The 15,496-nt window shown below is 64.8% G+C and carries 13 protein-coding genes; 10 read left to right on the top strand and 3 right to left on the bottom strand.

The features are described from left to right. The first annotated feature begins 662 nt into the window (after nucleotides 1–662). From AM590_RS17485 to AM590_RS17475, 3 genes are read left to right on the top strand one after another with little or no spacing between them, the layout of a single operon-like run. Nucleotides 663–1,532 (top strand): fumarylacetoacetate hydrolase family protein, encoded by an 870-nt coding sequence (locus tag AM590_RS17485; RefSeq protein WP_058828580.1) that lies wholly within the window; start codon nucleotides 663–665, stop codon nucleotides 1,530–1,532. Continuing rightward, the gene (gene gfo6 / locus AM590_RS17480; RefSeq protein ID WP_058828579.1) at nucleotides 1,529–2,641 is read left to right on the top strand and encodes a D-xylose 1-dehydrogenase Gfo6; all 1,113 of its coding nucleotides are present in this window, start codon (nucleotides 1,529–1,531) and stop codon (nucleotides 2,639–2,641) included. The genes AM590_RS17485 and gfo6 overlap by 4 nt, the downstream gene beginning before the upstream one ends. 60 nt (nucleotides 2,642–2,701) lie before the next feature. Further along, nucleotides 2,702–3,679 carry a D-xylose 1-dehydrogenase gene (locus tag AM590_RS17475; RefSeq protein WP_058828578.1) on the top strand — a complete coding sequence of 326 codons (978 nt, stop codon included), beginning with the start codon at nucleotides 2,702–2,704 and terminating at the stop codon, nucleotides 3,677–3,679. A gap of 27 nt (nucleotides 3,680–3,706) precedes the next feature. Here the strand turns inward: AM590_RS17475 and xacC are convergent, their stop codons facing one another. Together xacC and AM590_RS17465 are read right to left on the bottom strand one after the other, a co-directional pair. Next, nucleotides 3,707–4,567, bottom strand: a complete 861-nt coding sequence (gene xacC / locus AM590_RS17470; protein WP_058828577.1) for a pentonolactonase XacC — start codon at nucleotides 4,565–4,567, stop codon at nucleotides 3,707–3,709. A gap of 74 nt (nucleotides 4,568–4,641) precedes the next feature. Next, nucleotides 4,642–5,403: an SDR family oxidoreductase gene (locus AM590_RS17465; RefSeq protein WP_172795832.1), complete on the bottom strand. Its 762-nt coding sequence runs from the start codon at nucleotides 5,401–5,403 to the stop codon at nucleotides 4,642–4,644. A gap of 100 nt (nucleotides 5,404–5,503) precedes the next feature. Between AM590_RS17465 and AM590_RS17460 the strand changes: the two genes are divergently transcribed. From AM590_RS17460 to xacK, 6 genes are all read left to right on the top strand, one after another. Beyond that, nucleotides 5,504–6,268, top strand: a complete 765-nt coding sequence (locus AM590_RS17460) for an L-arabinose 1-dehydrogenase (RefSeq protein ID WP_058828576.1) — start codon at nucleotides 5,504–5,506, stop codon at nucleotides 6,266–6,268. A gap of 296 nt (nucleotides 6,269–6,564) precedes the next feature. After that, on the top strand, nucleotides 6,565–7,875 hold the full coding sequence (locus AM590_RS17455) for an ABC transporter substrate-binding protein (RefSeq protein ID WP_172795834.1): 1,311 nt from the start codon (nucleotides 6,565–6,567) through the stop codon (nucleotides 7,873–7,875). Nucleotides 7,876–7,929: 54 nt separating this feature from the next. Beyond that, the gene (gene xacH, locus AM590_RS17450) at nucleotides 7,930–8,883 is read left to right on the top strand and encodes a xylose/arabinose ABC transporter permease XacH (RefSeq protein ID WP_058828574.1); all 954 of its coding nucleotides are present in this window, start codon (nucleotides 7,930–7,932) and stop codon (nucleotides 8,881–8,883) included. Between the two features lie 2 nt (nucleotides 8,884–8,885). Next, the gene (gene xacI / locus AM590_RS17445; protein WP_058828573.1) at nucleotides 8,886–9,815 is read left to right on the top strand and encodes a xylose/arabinose ABC transporter permease XacI; all 930 of its coding nucleotides are present in this window, start codon (nucleotides 8,886–8,888) and stop codon (nucleotides 9,813–9,815) included. A 3-nt stretch (nucleotides 9,816–9,818) separates the two neighbouring features. Further along, nucleotides 9,819–10,970: a xylose/arabinose ABC transporter ATP-binding protein XacJ gene (xacJ, locus tag AM590_RS17440; RefSeq protein WP_058828572.1), complete on the top strand. Its 1,152-nt coding sequence runs from the start codon at nucleotides 9,819–9,821 to the stop codon at nucleotides 10,968–10,970. A 2-nt stretch (nucleotides 10,971–10,972) separates the two neighbouring features. Then, nucleotides 10,973–12,124, top strand: a complete 1,152-nt coding sequence (gene xacK / locus AM590_RS17435) for a xylose/arabinose ABC transporter ATP-binding protein XacK (RefSeq protein WP_058828571.1) — start codon at nucleotides 10,973–10,975, stop codon at nucleotides 12,122–12,124. 375 nt (nucleotides 12,125–12,499) lie between these two features. Here xacK and AM590_RS17430 read toward each other — a convergent pair whose 3' ends face one another. After that, nucleotides 12,500–13,738 (bottom strand): xylonate dehydratase, encoded by a 1,239-nt coding sequence (locus AM590_RS17430; RefSeq protein WP_004972176.1) that lies wholly within the window; start codon nucleotides 13,736–13,738, stop codon nucleotides 12,500–12,502. 180 nt (nucleotides 13,739–13,918) lie between these two features. On the opposite strand from AM590_RS17430, the gene AM590_RS17425 reads away from it, so the two are divergent. After that, the gene (locus AM590_RS17425; protein WP_058828570.1) at nucleotides 13,919–15,367 is read left to right on the top strand and encodes a 2,5-dioxovalerate dehydrogenase; all 1,449 of its coding nucleotides are present in this window, start codon (nucleotides 13,919–13,921) and stop codon (nucleotides 15,365–15,367) included. The last annotated feature ends 129 nt before the right edge of the window (nucleotides 15,368–15,496 follow it).

Raw genomic sequence — 15,496 nt, 5'->3', positions numbered from 1 at the left:
TTCGACGCGCGGTCACCGCCGGCTCCGAAGGGTGACCCGATAGTTGTTCTGTAATGGAGAACAGAGGCTGAGTCGCGGAATCACACTCGGTCTCGCGTCACGACTCCCCTCGACGCTCTCTAGTCCGGTCGCTTTCGCCGGCGTCCGCCTTTCTAGATTACAAGCGTACCTGTGTAATCTCGACCGCGACCGTCCAGCGTCAAGCGCTTGAGTTGTGCACGTTCCCGTTCGATATCGATGCCCCACTGTTCTGTAATAGAGAAATTTTGGATTCGGTCGAGCCCAGGCCGACGATAAGTCGAATGTCCACGATACGCACGCAAAGAGGAATTATCCCTCCTGTCTCTGGCAGACGTGTCTCTTCGGGGAGGCCAACAGACCCGGTGGTGACACGTCCGAAACGGCTGAAATCGTGAACGTCGAACGTTCCGTCTCTCTGCGCTCGCGTTCTGACAATGAGAATGCCTCTGTCGGATGCCAGCACGACGGTTCCGAGCCCTCGGTGGTCACGTCGCGGCCGCCGGTCGGCAGGTGGCTCCCTATCGCTCGGATACTATCTCCTCTCGAACTCGCTCACGTCCCGCGATTCCGCGCCGTTCCCGCCAGTTGGCGTCCACGTCGGGACGTACTTTTATAACAATCGATGGTAATTGGGATACTGAATGCAGTACCACCAGTTAGAGGTGTCGGGAGAGCGCCGTCTCACGGTGAGTCGCGACTCCACGACCTACGACCTCACGACCGCTGACGCCGACCTTCGGACGTTCGGCGACTTGGCTCGCGTTGCGAGTATCGCCCGCATTCCAATCGACCGACTCGCCGCCGAACTCACAGAAGCCGCCGACGTGATCGACGAGGCGTTCGTCGACCAGCACGCGACCGTTCCGGTCGACGCCGAGGAAGTCTGGGCCGCCGGCGTCACCTACCAGATCAGCGAGCAGGCGCGCGAGGAAGAGAGTTCCATGCCGGACATGTACTACGACGTCTACGACGCCGACCGGCCGGAAATATTCTTCAAAGCCACGCCTTCTCGGACCGTCGAACCGGGCGATGCCATCGGCGTCAGAGACGATTCCGAGTGGGACGTCCCCGAACCGGAACTCGGTATCGTCCTGCGGCGCGGCGAAATCGTCGGCTACACGGTCGGCAACGACGTGAGTAGTCGGTCGATAGAGGGCGAAAACCCGCTGTACCTGCCGCAGGCGAAGGTTTACGACCGCTGTTGTTCGCTCGGCCCGTGCGTGGTCACGCCGGAGGACATCGGCGACCCCCACGAGTTGGAGATGAGCATGACCATCGAACGCGACGGCGAGGTCGTCTACGACGACGCCACCAACACCAGCGAGATGGTCCGTAGCTGTGAGGAACTCGTCTCGTACTTCACACGCCACAACACGGTGCCCGAACTTGCGGTCATCCTCACGGGCACCTCGCTCGTCCCCGAACAGCCGTTCGACCTCCAAGAAGGCGACCGCGTCGACATCACCGTCGAGGGCATCGGCACTCTCTCGAACGGCGTCACCACCGTATGACCTCCACACCCACCGACATCACAGACGAGTTCACGCGCCGCGACTGGCAGGGCGACGACGTGACGGGCACCGTCAGGCTCGCCATGATCGGCCTCGGCTGGTGGACCCGCGACGAGGCGATTCCCGCGGTCGAGGAGTCCGAGTTCTGCGAGACGACGGTCGTCGTCAGTAGCTCGAAGGAGAAAGCCGAGGGCGCGAGGGAGTTGGCCGAGTCGATAACCCACGGGCTCACCTACGACGAGTTCCACGAGGGCGTCGCCGCCGACGCCTACGACGCGGTGTACGTCGTCACGCCGAACGGGTTACATCTCCCGTACGTCGAGACCGCCGCCGAGTTGGGGAAGGCGGTCCTCTGCGAGAAACCGCTCGAAGCGTCGGTTGAGCGGGCCGAGAAGCTCGTCGCCGCCTGCGACCGAGCTGACGTGCCCCTGATGGTCGCCTATCGGATGCAGACCGAGCCGGCCGTCCGGCGCGCCCGCGAACTCGTCGAGGCCGCCGTCATCGGCGACCCGGTGTTCGTCCACGGCCACATGTCCCAGCGCCTGCTTGACGAGGTCGTCCCCGACCCAGACCAATGGCGGCTCGACCCCGAACTCTCCGGCGGCGCGACCGTCATGGACATCGGGCTCTACCCGCTGAACACCGCCCGGTTCGTCCTCGACGCCGACCCCGTCCGCGTCAGGGCGCGCGCCCGCGTCGACGACGAGTCGTTCGAGGCCGTCGGCGACGAACACGTCAGCTTCGGCGTCGACTTCGACGACGGCACGCTCGCGGTCTGCACCGCCAGCCAGTCGGCCTACCAGTCGAGCCACCTCCGAGTGACCGGCACGGAGGGGGAACTCGAAATCGAGCCCGCGTTCTACAACCGCCAGCAACGCGGCTTCCGGCTGTCGTGGGGCACTCAATCCGTCGAGTACGACTTCGAGCAGGTGAACCAGATGACCGAGGAGTTCGACTACTTCGCGTCCCGTCTTCTGACGGAGACCGAGCCCGCGCCCGACGGCGACCACGCACTCGTGGATATGCGCGCGATGGACGCGATTTACGCCGCGGCGGAGCGCGGCACCGACGTCCCGGTCGACTCCGCCTCCGCCTCCGACGAGGCGTAAGCCCCGATTCGACGCGTTTTCGCCCGGAGTTTTATTATCGGGGTCGCCGCACCTCCCCGCATGCAGTTTGGTATCCTCGGCACCGCAGGTATCGGCATCGAATCGGTGATTCCGGCCATTCAGGCGAGCGACCACACGGCGGCGGCCATCGCGTCCCGCGACGAGACGCGGGCGAGCGCAGTCGCCGACGAGGTCGGCATTCCCACCGCGTACGGTAGTTACGAGGCGCTGTTGGCTGACGACTCCCTCGACGCGGTCTACATCCCGCTTCCCAATAGCCTCCACGCCGACTGGGTCCGGGCGGCCGCCGACCACGGTCTGCACGTGCTCTGCGAGAAGCCGCTGACCGCCAGCGCCGACGAGACGGCCGCCGTCTTCGACTACTGCGAGGACGCGGGCGTCACGCTGATGGAGGGGTTCATGTATCGCTTCCACCCGCGGACCGAGCGGGCCGCCGAACTCGTCGCGTCGGAACTCGGCGAAGTCGTCTCGGTCACCTCGAACTTCTCGTTCCGTCTGCCCGACGGGGCGGAGAACATCCGCATCGAACCCGAACTCGCGGGCGGGAGCGTCATGGACGTCGGCTGTTACGCCATCAGCGCGGCGCGGCTCTTCCTCGGGACGCCCGACCGGGTGTACGCGACCACGACCGACACGCGCGACTGCGGCGTCGACACGCGGATGTCGGGCGTCTTGGAGTACGACTCCGGCGCGACCGCCAGCGTCGAATCGTCGTTCGATACGCCCGAGACGCAGTACTACCGCGTCCAGACCACCGACGGCTGGCTGGAGGCGAAGACCGCGTTCAACATCGAACCGACGGCGTCTGCCGAACTCACCTACGCCACGGACGGCCGGGTCGTCACGGAGACGTTCGACCCGATAGACAACTACCGCAGCGAGGTCGAGGCGTTCGCCCGCGCCGTCGAGACCGGCGAGACGCCGCGAATCGACCGCGAGGAGTCCGTCGACCTCATGCGGACCATCGACGCGGTTTACGAGAGCGCCGACACCGGGCGCACGGTCGAGTTGGACTGACGGCCCGCGGCCGCTGTCCGTTTCGGCTCAGTCCAGCCGAACGTCAGAGCGAAACTCGGGGCGACCGGACGCCGCCACGTCGAGGCGGAACAGCGCACCCGCGTCCTCGTCCTCGTCTGCTCCGCCGTCCGGGTCGCCGCCGGCGGTCGTCACATAGAGCGAATCGAGGTCGGGTCCGCCGAACGCGACGCTCGTCACTTTCTCCGTCGGCACGTCGAATCGTTCGAGTTCGGTCCCGTCGGCGTCGTACTTGACCACACAGCCCCCCTCCCAGCGGGCGGACCAGATGTCGCCCGCCGAATCGACCGTCATACCGTCCGGTAATCCGGGCGTCGCCGGCGATTCGACGAACCGTTCACGGTCCGAGACGGCTCCCGTCTCTTCGTCGTAGGCGTACCGATAGATGGTGTGTGCCTCCGTTTCCGTGAAGTAGAATCGCTCGCGGTCGCGGGTGAAACCCATCCCGTTCGGGATGCCGACGCCGGTCTCGACCGTCGTCACCGTCCCGTCGGTGTCGAGACGGAACAGCCGCCCGTCCCCGGATTCCGCCGGCATCGTCCCGCAGAACACCTGTCCGGCGGGGTCGGCGATAACGTCGTTGAACCGAGTCGGCGAGTCGACGATTCGCGTGATGTCCCCGAGTTCGCCGTCGACGACGCGCCCCACGCGGCCGCGGTCCATGAACGCCAAGAGCGACCCGTCGCGTTGAATCGTCACGCCGGCGAGAACCGACGTTTCGATGGGACAGTCGTGCGCCCCTGTCTCGGGGTCGTAGCGGTGGAGCCGCCCGCTTTCGATGTCTACCCAGTACAGCCGCTTTTCGTCGGGGTGCCAGACCGGCCCCTCGCCGAGTCGGCACGACGTGTCGACCACTCGCGTGACAGTCATGGCCGTTCGTTCGCAACCGACCGCAAAATACGCTTCCCCGTTTTCGGGGGTCGCCGCCGCTCCCGTCGCCGCCTTCAGAAGTGCGATATCTTGTCTCGTCGGTAGAGGTCGAGCGACAGCACCGTGTTCGGCGACCGCTGGCGGACCGCGTAGGCGATGGCGTCGGCGACCTCTATCGCCTCCGTCACCTCACCCTCGTCGAACGACTCCGCCTGCGTCTCGCCGCTCTCGGAGCCGAACTCGGTCCTGACCTCGGTCGGGTTGACGCAGGTCACGCCGACGTTCTCCTCGCCGATGGACCCCTGCAGGCTCGACGCGAACCCGCGGACCCACCACTTCGTCGCGGCGTACACAGGGTTGTGGGGTCGCGGGTGGTTCCCGGACATGCTCCCGAGGAAGACGATATTGCCCTCCGACTCCACGAGGTGCGGAATCGCCTCTCTGGCCGTGTAGAACATCCCGTCGACGTTGACGCCGGTCATCAGTCGGTACTCCTCGTCGGTGAGCTCCGCGACCGGTTTGTCGACGCCGAGGCCGGCGTTGCAGACGACGATGTCGAGCGAGCCGAACCGCTCGACGGTTGCGTCGACGAGCGCCCGGACCGCGTCGGGGTCGGTCACGTCCGTCGGCACGACGCTCACGGCGGCGTCCGTCGCCGCGCGAATTTCGTCCGCGAGCGATTCCAGTCGCTCGACTCTGCGGGCGGCGAGACACACGTCCGCGCCGTCCTCGGCGAGCACGCGCGCCGTCGCCGCGCCGATTCCCGAACTCGCTCCCGTGACGAGCGCCGTCCGCCCGTCGAGCGGGTTTTCCAAAGCGGTTGGTCGGTCGACCATACGCCGTGATTGTGACCCTGTCCCATACGTGTTTTCCCCGTGGCAATCCGGCGACGGACGCTTGGAACACGTTTAATAGACTTCCGTCGATTGTCATGGTATGGCACGTATTGCGGTCACCGGAGCGGCTGGCAACGTCGGGAGAGTCACGGTCGAGACGCTGGGCTCGGACCACGACGTGACGCCCATCACGCACCGAGAACGCGAGGGACTCGATAGCGTCATTCTCGACGTGCGCGACGAAGACGCGCTGACTGAGGCGTTCGAGGGCCACGATATCGTCGTTCACCTCGCGGCCAACCCGAACCCCGACGCGGCGTGGGACAGCGTCTACGAGGTCAACATCGGCGGCACGTACAACGTCTACGAGGCGGCGCTGGCGGCCGACGTCGACCGACTCGTCTTCGCCAGCACGAACCACGTCCACCAGATGTACAACATTGCCGACCCGGCCCGTCCGGAGACGCTGGCCGCCGACGCCGAGGCGGTCGGCGTGTCGGACCCGGCGCGTCCCGACTCGTACTACGGCGTGAGCAAGGTGTTCGGCGAGGCGCTGGGCAACTACTACGCGGACCGACACGGACTGGAAGTACTCAACCTCCGCATCGGGTGGCTCCTGACGGCCGAAGAGGTCCGCGAGAAGATGGACGAGGAAGAAGACGTCGCGCGCTACGTCCGAGCGATGTGGCTTAGCCCCGACGACTGCGCACAGGGGATGCGTCGGGCCGTCGAGGCTCCGCTTCCCGACTCGCCGCTCGCGGTTAACCTCGTCTCCGCGAACGACGACCGGTATCTCTCGCTCACGGAGACGATGCGCGCCATCGGCTACCGCCCGCGAGACAACTCGGCGACTGTCGTGGAGTGAGCGGCGACCGAGGCGCGACGTGAGCGGGAAATCAACCCGTCGCGAGGTACGCCGCGGCTGACGACGTCCCTCCCCGCTTGCCGGTTGGTTCGGTCGTCGAACGCGGTTTGGAATTATTTTTCAGAACATATACTATGAAATATTTTTGAAACGCATTGATTCAACCCTTCCGTTTTTATATCATCATCAGTCATCCACAACCTATATATGAGGGAAGATAACATGGATACAACATGGCTGAGCATGGCTGTAGCGATGAAAGTGTGAACCGTCGAAAGTACCTGAAGGCCCTGTCCGTGGGTGCCGCTGCCGGCCTCGCTGGATGTACCGGAGGTGGCGGCTCCGACACCGAGACCACCGAGGGTGGGAGCGACTCCGGCGGTTCCGGCGGCGACACCGAGACCGGTGGGGACAGTTCAGGCAGCACGTGGGACTCGCAGCTCGAAGTCCTTCACGGCTGGGCCGGCGGCGACGGCGAGGCGGCGGTCACCGCGCTCATCGAGGCCTTCGAGGAGGAGCACCCCGAGATGGATACGAACTTCCAGGCGGTCGGGGCGAGCGCGAACGTGAACCTCAACGCGACGATTCTCCGACGGCTCGCGAACAACAACCCGATGAGTTCGTTCGCCAACTGGCCGGGGAAGAACCTCGAACGGTACTCGGGCGCGCTGATGGACCTCGAAGCCGACGTGTGGGACGCCGAAGGGTTCAAAGACACCATGCAGGCCCGCGCGGTCGAACTGTGTAAGTTCAACGACAAGATGCCGGCGGTCCCGCTCGGGTCCCACCGGATGAACAACCTGTTTTACAACACCGCCGTCTTCGAGGAGGCCGGCATCGACGCGTCGAGCCTCGACAGCGTCGACGCGCTCCTCGACGCGCTCGAAACCATCGACCAGAACACGGACGTGACGCCGATGGCGCAGGCGATGGTCGCGCCGTGGACGAACCTCCAGCTCTGGGCGCAGATTCTGACGAGCCAAAGCGGCGTCGACGCGTACATGAACTTCATCGAGGGCAACCCCGACAGGGCGGCCGTCGTCGAGGCGCTCGAGGCGCTGAAGACCATCAACGAGAACTACATCACCGCTGACGCCTCGTCCATCAGCTTCACGACGGCGGGCCAGAAGGTCATCTCGGGGAAAGCAGCTACCATCCACCAGGGGAACTGGGTGTACGGTATGTTCCGCGCCGACGACAGCTTCAACTACAAAGAGCAGTGGGACTGGATACCGTTCCCGGGCACGGAAGGTATCTACTTCTACCACCTGGACTCCATCGTCGCGCCGAGCAACAACCCGAGCCGCGAGGAGACCATCGCGTGGCAGAAGTTCGTCGGGACGAAGAAGGCCCAGATCGCCTTCAACAACCCCAAGGGGTCGGTTCCGCTCCGCACCGACATTGACCCGAGCGAACTGACCGACTTCCTCGCGATGACCTACGAGGACCTCACCGACTCGGAGGCGTACCCGCCGACCATCGCCCACGGACTGGCCGTCACGCCCAAGACGATGGGCGCGTGTAAGACCGCCTTCGGCGACAACTTCATGGGGCCGTTCAAGGTCGAAGCCACCGCCGACGCGCTCATCGAAGCGGTCTCGGAGTAAGCCTTCGGCCGAAACTACACCTTTATCACTCACAAATAAAATATAGGTATATCCATGGCCACACACGATAACACGGAGCACGTCTCCGACGCCCCCGACGAGGCGGTCGGGTGGGAGTCGAAGCTCCAGTATTTCCTCAACAGCGACTTCGTTCGCTCCGCGCCGTACTGGGGAATTCCGTTCGTCCTCATGAGCATCGCCGTCTACGGTGGCATCGGCTACAACTTCGCCATCTCGTTTACGGATTACGAGGGCCTCGGAACCCCCGATTACTCCGCTCTCGACCTGGAGATGTACGCCCAGGCGCTGTCGAGCGACGCGTTCATCGCCGCCGCGCAGAACAACTTGGTCCTCCTCGTAGGCTTTACCACAATCTGTCTGGTGCTCGGTCTGTTCCTCGCAATCCTGTTGGACCACGGCATCCGATTTTCCGAGAAGTTCCAGACAGTCTATCTCCTCCCGATGAGCCTGTCGTTCGTCGTCACCGCACAACTGTGGCTCTGGATGTTCAACGTCGAAAGCGGCATCCTCAACCTCGTTGTGACGACACTCGGGTTCAATCCGGTGGACTGGCTGGGGAATCCATCAATCGCGCTCGGTGCGGTGATATTCGCCCTCATCTGGCAGTTCAGCGGGTACACGATGGTCGTCTACCTCGCGGGGCTCCAGTCGATTCCCGACGACCAGTTTGAGGCGGCCCGCGTCGACGGTGCGAGCATCACCCGGACCTACCTCCGCATCATCGTCCCGCAACTGAAGGAGGCGTCCGTCAGCGCGGCCGTCGTGCTGATGGTGTTCGCGCTGAAGGCCTTCACCTTCCTGTACGCGCTCGTCGGCCGCTACCGCCCGCCGAACGGGACGGACATCCTGGCGACGCTCATGGTGCGCCGCGCGTTCAAGTTCGGTGAATGGGCCTACTCGGCCGCCATCGCGACCATGCTCCTCGTCATGGCGCTCGGCGTCATCGGACCGTACCTCTACTACCAGTACAAACAGGGGAGTCTCTGACCATGTCACAGTCGTCACCTACAGGCAGCTTCGACGTCGCATCGCTCGTCGAGGACGTGAACCTCCGGCGCGTCGGCCAGTACGCGCTCGTCGTGTTCTTCCTCGGCTTCTTCCTCGTCCCGTTAGAGACGGGAATCATGACCGCGATCAAGACGAACGAGTCGGTTGCCCGCTCGCTCCCCTTCGCGCCGCCGGCCAGTGAGGGCTTCACCCTCGGGAACATCCAGTTCGCCCTCGAACAGCTCTCGGGGTCGTTCTTCAACTCGCTCGTCATGTCGATTCCGGCGACTATCGGTAGCGTCCTGTTCGGGAGCATGGCCGCCTACGGCCTCACGATGGTCAACTGGCGGGCTCAGATGGGCGTGCTGATGCTCTTCGTCGTCGGCGTCTTCGTCCCCTACCAGGCCGTGTTGGTCCCGCTCGCGCGCTTCTGGAACAACATCTTCCCGCTCGCGCGGATGATAGAGCCGATGGTGGCGTCGATCCCCTTCTTCCAGGGGTACCACGCCGACCTCGTGCCGCTTGTCATCACCCACATCGCCTACGGGATTCCCATCTGTACGATACTGTTCCGGTCGTACTACCAGAGCCTCCCGAACTCGCTCGTGGAGGCCGGTAAAATCGACGGCGCGAGTATCACGAAGATTTACCGGCGCATCATCCTGCCCATCTCGAAGCCGATGTTCGGCGTCGTGTTCATCTACCAGTTCACGCAGATTTACAACGAGTTCCTCTTCGCGTTCACGCTCGTCACCGGGTCCGACGCGCCCGCGGCACCGGTCACGCTGGTGCTTCCCGCAATCGGGGCGTCGACCTCCGGCATCGACTTTGGCATCAGGATGTCTGCGGCGTTCCTCGCCGCGGTTCCGACGCTCATCCTGTACGTCGCGTTCGCCGAGCAGTTCGCCAAGGGACTTCGCACGGAGGCCTAAGCTATGGGACAGATTCAACTCACCGACCTGATGAAGCGCTTCGGCGACACGGTCGCCGTCGACGACCTCTCGCTCGACATCGCCGACGAGGAGTTCCTCGTGCTCGTCGGCCCGTCGGGTTGTGGGAAGTCGACGACGCTCCGGATGCTCGCCGGCCTGGAGACCCCGACCAGCGGGGACATCTACATCGGCGGGGACCACATGAACTACCGCGTCCCGCAGAACCGCGACATCGCGATGGTGTTCCAGGACTACGCGTTGTACCCCCACATGACCGTCCGGCAGAACATCCGGTTCGGGCTGGAAGAAGAGGAGGGATACACGTCTGCGGAGCGCGACGAGCGCGCCGTCGAGGTCGCCGAGACGCTCGGTATTAGCGACCTGCTCGACCGCAAACCCGACGAACTCTCCGGCGGCCAGCAACAGCGGGTCGCCCTCGGCCGCGCAATCGTGCGCGACCCCGAGGTGTTCCTGATGGACGAGCCGCTGTCCAACCTGGACGCCAAACTGCGGGCGGAGATGCGCACCGAACTCCAGAATCTGCAGGACCAACTCGCCGTCACGACCGTCTACGTCACTCACAACCAGACGGAGGCGATGACGATGGCCGACCGCATCGCCGTCATGGACGACGGCGAACTCCAGCAGGTTGCCTCGCCCTTCGAGTGCTATCACGAACCGAACAACCTGTTCGTCGCGGAGTTCATCGGTGAGCCGATGATAAACCTCGTCCGCGGGACGCGCTCGGAGACGACGTTCGTCGGCGAACACTTCTCGTACCCGCTCGACGAGGACGTGATGGAGTCCGTCGGCGACCGCGACGACCTCGTCTTGGGGGTGCGCCCCGAAGACATCGTAGTCGCCGACACGGATCCCGACGACGCCGCCATCGGCGACCACGAACTCCGGATGGACGTGACCGTCGTGGAACCTCACGGCGACCAGAACGTCCTCCACCTCTCGCACCCGGACCAACCCTCCGACGACGACGCGCTGCAGGCGGTCACGGGGGGAATGCACCTCGTCACGCGGGGTGACCGCGTCACGGTGAGGATTCCCCCGGACACGATTCACGTGTTCGACGCCGAGACCGGAACCGCGGTGCACAACCGCCGACACGACCAGGAAGCCGACCTCACAGAACTCGAACAGTAGCTATGGCACGATTGACACTCGACGACGTAACGAAGGTCTACACCGACGACGGCGGCGGCGACATCGTCGCCGTCGAAGAGATATCGCTCGACATCGACGACGGGGAGTTCCTCGTGCTCGTCGGTCCCTCGGGATGCGGGAAATCGACGACGCTCCGGATGATGGCGGGGCTTGAAACTGTCACGGAGGGCGAACTTCGACTCGAAGACCGCGTCCTCAACGACGTGTCCGCCCAGAACCGAGACATCGCGATGGTCTTCCAGTCGTACGCACTGTACCCGCACAAGAGCGTCCGCGGGAACATGTCGTTCGGCCTCGAAGAGTCGACCGACCTCCCGGACGACGAGATACGCCAGCGGGTCGAGGAGACGACCGACATGCTCGGCATCTCCGACCTGCTCGATCGCAATCCCGGACAGCTCTCGGGCGGGCAGCAACAGCGGGTCGCCCTCGGCCGCGCCATCGTGCGCGACCCCGAGGTGTTCCTGATGGACGAGCCGCTGTCCAACCTGGACGCTAAGCTGCGGGCGGAGATGCGCACCGAACTCCAGCGCCTCCAGGAGGAACTCGGCGTCACGACCATCTACGTCACCCACGACCAGACCGAGGCGATGACGATGGGCGACCGCGTCGCCGTCCTCGACGACGGCGAACTTCAGCAGGTCGGGACGCCGCTGGACTGCTACCACCGGCCGAACAACCTGTTCGTCGCGGGCTTCATCGGCGAGCCGTCGATGAACTTCTTCGACGGGTCGCTTTCGGGCGACATCTTCCGCGGCGACGGCTTCGACTACCCGCTTTCGGACGCGACCAGAGACCAGATCGGCGACGCGAGCGACCTCACGCTCGGCATCCGACCCGAGGATATCGAGGTCGGCGAGCGGCGCTCCGGTGACCGAACCTTCGACGCCGAGGTGGTCGTCGTCGAGCCGCAGGGCAACGAGAACACCGTCCACCTGCGGTTCGCCGAGGGCGGAGAGGGGGCTCGGTTCACCGCGACAACCACCGGACGGTCGAGGGTCGAATCGGGCGACCGGACGACCGTCTCGTTCCCCGAGGACGCGATTCACCTGTTCGACGGGGAGACCGGCAACGCGCTGAAGAACCGAGAGCTCCCGTCGAACCGCGCCATCGGCGCGTACATCTCTGACTGACGACCCGGTCGACACTCCCTGCCGCCGTCCGTTCTTCACCCCCGCGGACCGCTTGGGCACCCCACTTCCTCGGACTGACCATCCACACCACTTCTGGGACTAACCATCCACACCACTTCTGGGACTAACCATCCACACTTCTCTCGTCTTCTGTTCGCAAGCGCTGCTCGTAGTCAGTACTCATCCCCTATCAGCACGGTCGCTGCTGCGCGAACCGCGTCGCTCCGGTATCGAACGACTGCGAGTAAAAGGCGGCCGCGGCGGACACGCCACGAGCGGTGAGACGCTCACATCTCTCGGCTGTGGTGTCGCGTACGCGTCCAGTCGGTGTGTTATGTCAGGCTGATACGGCCGCTGTGGGACAATCTCGCTCGTCTATTCCTCGTCGAAGAGCGTCTCCCCTTCGACCATGTGTTCTCCGACGGCGTCGAGGTCGAGCGTCAGCCCGAGGCCGGGCTTCTCGGGAATCTCCATGCGACCGTTCTGAATCAGGTCGTCCTCCTCGACGAGGTCCTCCCACCAGCCGAGCTGGTAGGAGTGGTACTCGAGGGCAAGCGAGTTGGGGATGGCCGCGGCGACCTGCGCGGAGGCCATCGTCCCGATGGGCGACGAGACGTTGTGCATCGCCACGGGGATGTAGTACATGTCCGCGAGGTCGGCAATCTTCCGCGTCTCGCGCATGCCGCCGACACGAGGCAGGTCGGGTGCGATGATGTCGACCGCCTGCGGTTCGAGCAGCGTCCGCTGGCCGAACTTCCGGTAGACGTTCTCGCCGACCGCGATGGGCGTCGTCGTGGACTGGGTCACGAGCTTCTGCACGTCGTGGTTCTCCGGCGGCACAGGGTCTTCGAGCCACCACACGTCGTAGTCTTCCAGCTCGGACGCGAGGCGCTTGGCGCTCCCGCCGGTGAAGGACCAGTGGCAGTCGAACGCGACGTCGGCGCGGTCGCCGACGGCCTCGGTGACGGCCTCGACGATTTCGACCTTGTGGTCGATTTCGGGGTTGCGGAGGTGGCGGTTCGCGCGGTCCTTCTCGTGGCCCGAGGGCACGTCGAGGTCGAACTTGATGGCGTCGTAGCCGAGCTCCTCGACCACGCGGACGCCCTCCTCGGCGCAGGCCTGCGGATTGGCCTCGTCTTCGGTGTGGAGGTCGCAGTAGACGCGCACCTCGTCGCGGTACTTCCCGCCGACGAGCTGGTAGGCGGGCACGTCGAGGAGCTTCCCGGCGACGTCGTGAAGCGCGATTTCGATGCCCGAGATGGCGGAGATGACCTTGCCCGAAACCGAACCCTCGCCGGACATCTTCTGGACGAGGTGCTCGTAGAGACGGTCGATGTCGAGGGGGTTCTCGCCGACGAGGAACGGTTTCATCCGCTCGATGATGGCGGTGTCGCCGCCGCCCCAGTAGGCCTCGCCGGTGCCGACGACGCCCGCGTCGGTGTAGACGCGGACGAGAATCCACGGGTAGTTCCCGTCGACCATCGTCGTCTGTACGTCCGTGATTTCGGCGTCGCGGACGCCGCCTCGCGGATTCGTGATATCCATCGTCTCCGCGGACAGGTCGCGCATCGTGTACTCCGCGTTTGGGTCGCTAAGCTTCGCTTGCTCAACCATTGCGCACGTATATCTCGAAAGCCACTACAAAAGTGTGTGGGTTGGTAGTTCGTCGCTCAGTTCACGTGTACGCCCCGAGCACTAACCGTCGCTGTCCTCCGAGCACCGACCGTCGCTCGCGGCTTACAAATGGTGACAATTTCGCAAGAATTGTATGTCGGAAGAGAGAACACACGAGCGATGACGGAACCCAGTAGAAACTACGTCAACGGTGAGTGGGTCGCCTCCGAGACCGGCGAGACGGCCGAGGTGACGAACCCCGCGAACCCGAGCGAGGTAGTCGCGACGTACCAGCACTCGAACGAGAACGACGCTGCAGCGGCCGTCGACGCCGCCGTAGCGGCCGAAGACGAGTGGCGAAACACGCCCGGTCCCGAGCGCGGGCGCATCCTCCGCGAGGCGGGCACGCTCCTCGCCCAGCGGAAGGACGAACTGACGGAGATTCTCATCGCCGAGGAGGGGAAGGCGCGGCCCGAAGCGGCGGGCGAGGTACAGCGCGCTATCGACATCTTCCACTACTTCTCGACGAAGGCCGCCGACCTCGGCGGCACGAAGAAGGGTGCGAGCGGACCGAACACGAACCTCTACACGCGCCAAGAGCCCGTCGGCGTCGCGGCGCTCATCACGCCGTGGAACTACCCCATCGCCATCCCGGCGTGGAAGCTCGCCCCGGCGCTCGCCGCCGGCAACACCGTCGTCCTGAAGCCCGCCTCCATCGCGCCCGGCGTCGTCATCGAAATCGCCCGCGCACTCGACGAGGCCGGCCTTCCAGACGGCGTCCTCAACGTCGTCACCGGGCCCGGTAGCTCGGTCGGCAGCGAGTTCATCGGCAACGAGGGCACGGACCTCGTCTCGTTCACCGGCAGCAGTCAGGTCGGCGAGATGGTCTACGAGCAGGCCACAGACGCCGGCAAGCGCGTTCAGACCGAACTCGGTGGGAAGAACCCGACGCTCGTCGCCGACTCGGCCGACCCCGCCGAGGCCGCCGACATCGTGGCTAACGGCGGGTTCGGAACCACCGGCCAGTCCTGTACGGCCTGTTCCCGCGCTATCGTCCACGAGGACGTGTACGACGACTTCGTCGCTGAACTCGTCGACCGCGCGGAGTCCCTCGACGTCGGCCCCGGAACCGACCACGAGATGGGCCCGCAGGTCAGCGAGTCCGAACTCTCCTCGACGCTGGAATACATCGACATCGCCGAGGGCGAGGGCGCGACCCTCGTCGCCGGCGGCGGCGTCCCCGAGGGCGAGGAAGTGGAGACGGGTCACTTCGTCGAGCCGACGGTGTTCACCGACGTCGACCCCGACATGCGTATCGCACAGGAGGAGGTCTTCGGTCCGGTCGTCGCCGTCATCAAAGTGAGTGACTTCGACGAGGGGCTTGCGGTCGCGAACGACGTCGACTACGGCCTGTCGGCCAGCGTCGTCACCGACGACCACACCGAGGCGAACCGCTTCGTCGACGAGGCCGAAGCCGGCGTCGTGAAGGTCAACGACAAGACGACCGGCCTCGAACTCCACGTCCCCTTCGGCGGGTTCAAGCGCTCCTCGTCCGAGACGTGGCGCGAGCAGGGCGACGCGGGTCTCGACTTCTACACCATCGAGAAGACCGTCTACGACAACTACTGAGCGGCTCCCTGCGGTCGTCGATGCGACCGGCTGCCATCGCCTCGTTCTTTTTTTCTCGTCTCTTCTCATCTCCTCTCTTTTCCTCTCCCATCACCTGCACTCTCACCCGGCCGATACCGTCGGCTCAGC

Source organism: Haloferax sp. Q22, from assembly GCF_001482285.1.
Classification (GTDB): domain Archaea; phylum Halobacteriota; class Halobacteria; order Halobacteriales; family Haloferacaceae; genus Haloferax.
Note: the sequence above shows the minus strand (reverse complement) of the source record. Positions and strands in the feature narration are given on the sequence as shown.

Excerpts from the sequence above, each read along its gene's own strand:
- AM590_RS17485 (WP_058828580.1), top strand. The coding sequence starts at position 663 with ATGCAGTACCACCAGTTAGAGGTGTCGGGAGAGCGCCGTCTCACGGTG.
- gfo6 (WP_058828579.1), top strand. The coding sequence starts at position 1,529 with ATGACCTCCACACCCACCGACATCACAGACGAGTTCACGCGCCGCGAC.
- AM590_RS17475 (WP_058828578.1), top strand. The coding sequence starts at position 2,702 with ATGCAGTTTGGTATCCTCGGCACCGCAGGTATCGGCATCGAATCGGTG.
- xacC (WP_058828577.1), bottom strand. The coding sequence starts at position 4,567 with ATGACTGTCACGCGAGTGGTCGACACGTCGTGCCGACTCGGCGAGGGG.
- AM590_RS17465 (WP_172795832.1), bottom strand. The coding sequence starts at position 5,403 with ATGGTCGACCGACCAACCGCTTTGGAAAACCCGCTCGACGGGCGGACG.
- AM590_RS17460 (WP_058828576.1), top strand. The coding sequence starts at position 5,504 with ATGGCACGTATTGCGGTCACCGGAGCGGCTGGCAACGTCGGGAGAGTC.
- xacH (WP_058828574.1), top strand. The coding sequence starts at position 7,930 with ATGGCCACACACGATAACACGGAGCACGTCTCCGACGCCCCCGACGAG.
- xacI (WP_058828573.1), top strand. The coding sequence starts at position 8,886 with ATGTCACAGTCGTCACCTACAGGCAGCTTCGACGTCGCATCGCTCGTC.
- xacJ (WP_058828572.1), top strand. The coding sequence starts at position 9,819 with ATGGGACAGATTCAACTCACCGACCTGATGAAGCGCTTCGGCGACACG.
- xacK (WP_058828571.1), top strand. The coding sequence starts at position 10,973 with ATGGCACGATTGACACTCGACGACGTAACGAAGGTCTACACCGACGAC.
- AM590_RS17430 (WP_004972176.1), bottom strand. The coding sequence starts at position 13,738 with ATGGTTGAGCAAGCGAAGCTTAGCGACCCAAACGCGGAGTACACGATG.
- AM590_RS17425 (WP_058828570.1), top strand. The coding sequence starts at position 13,919 with ATGACGGAACCCAGTAGAAACTACGTCAACGGTGAGTGGGTCGCCTCC.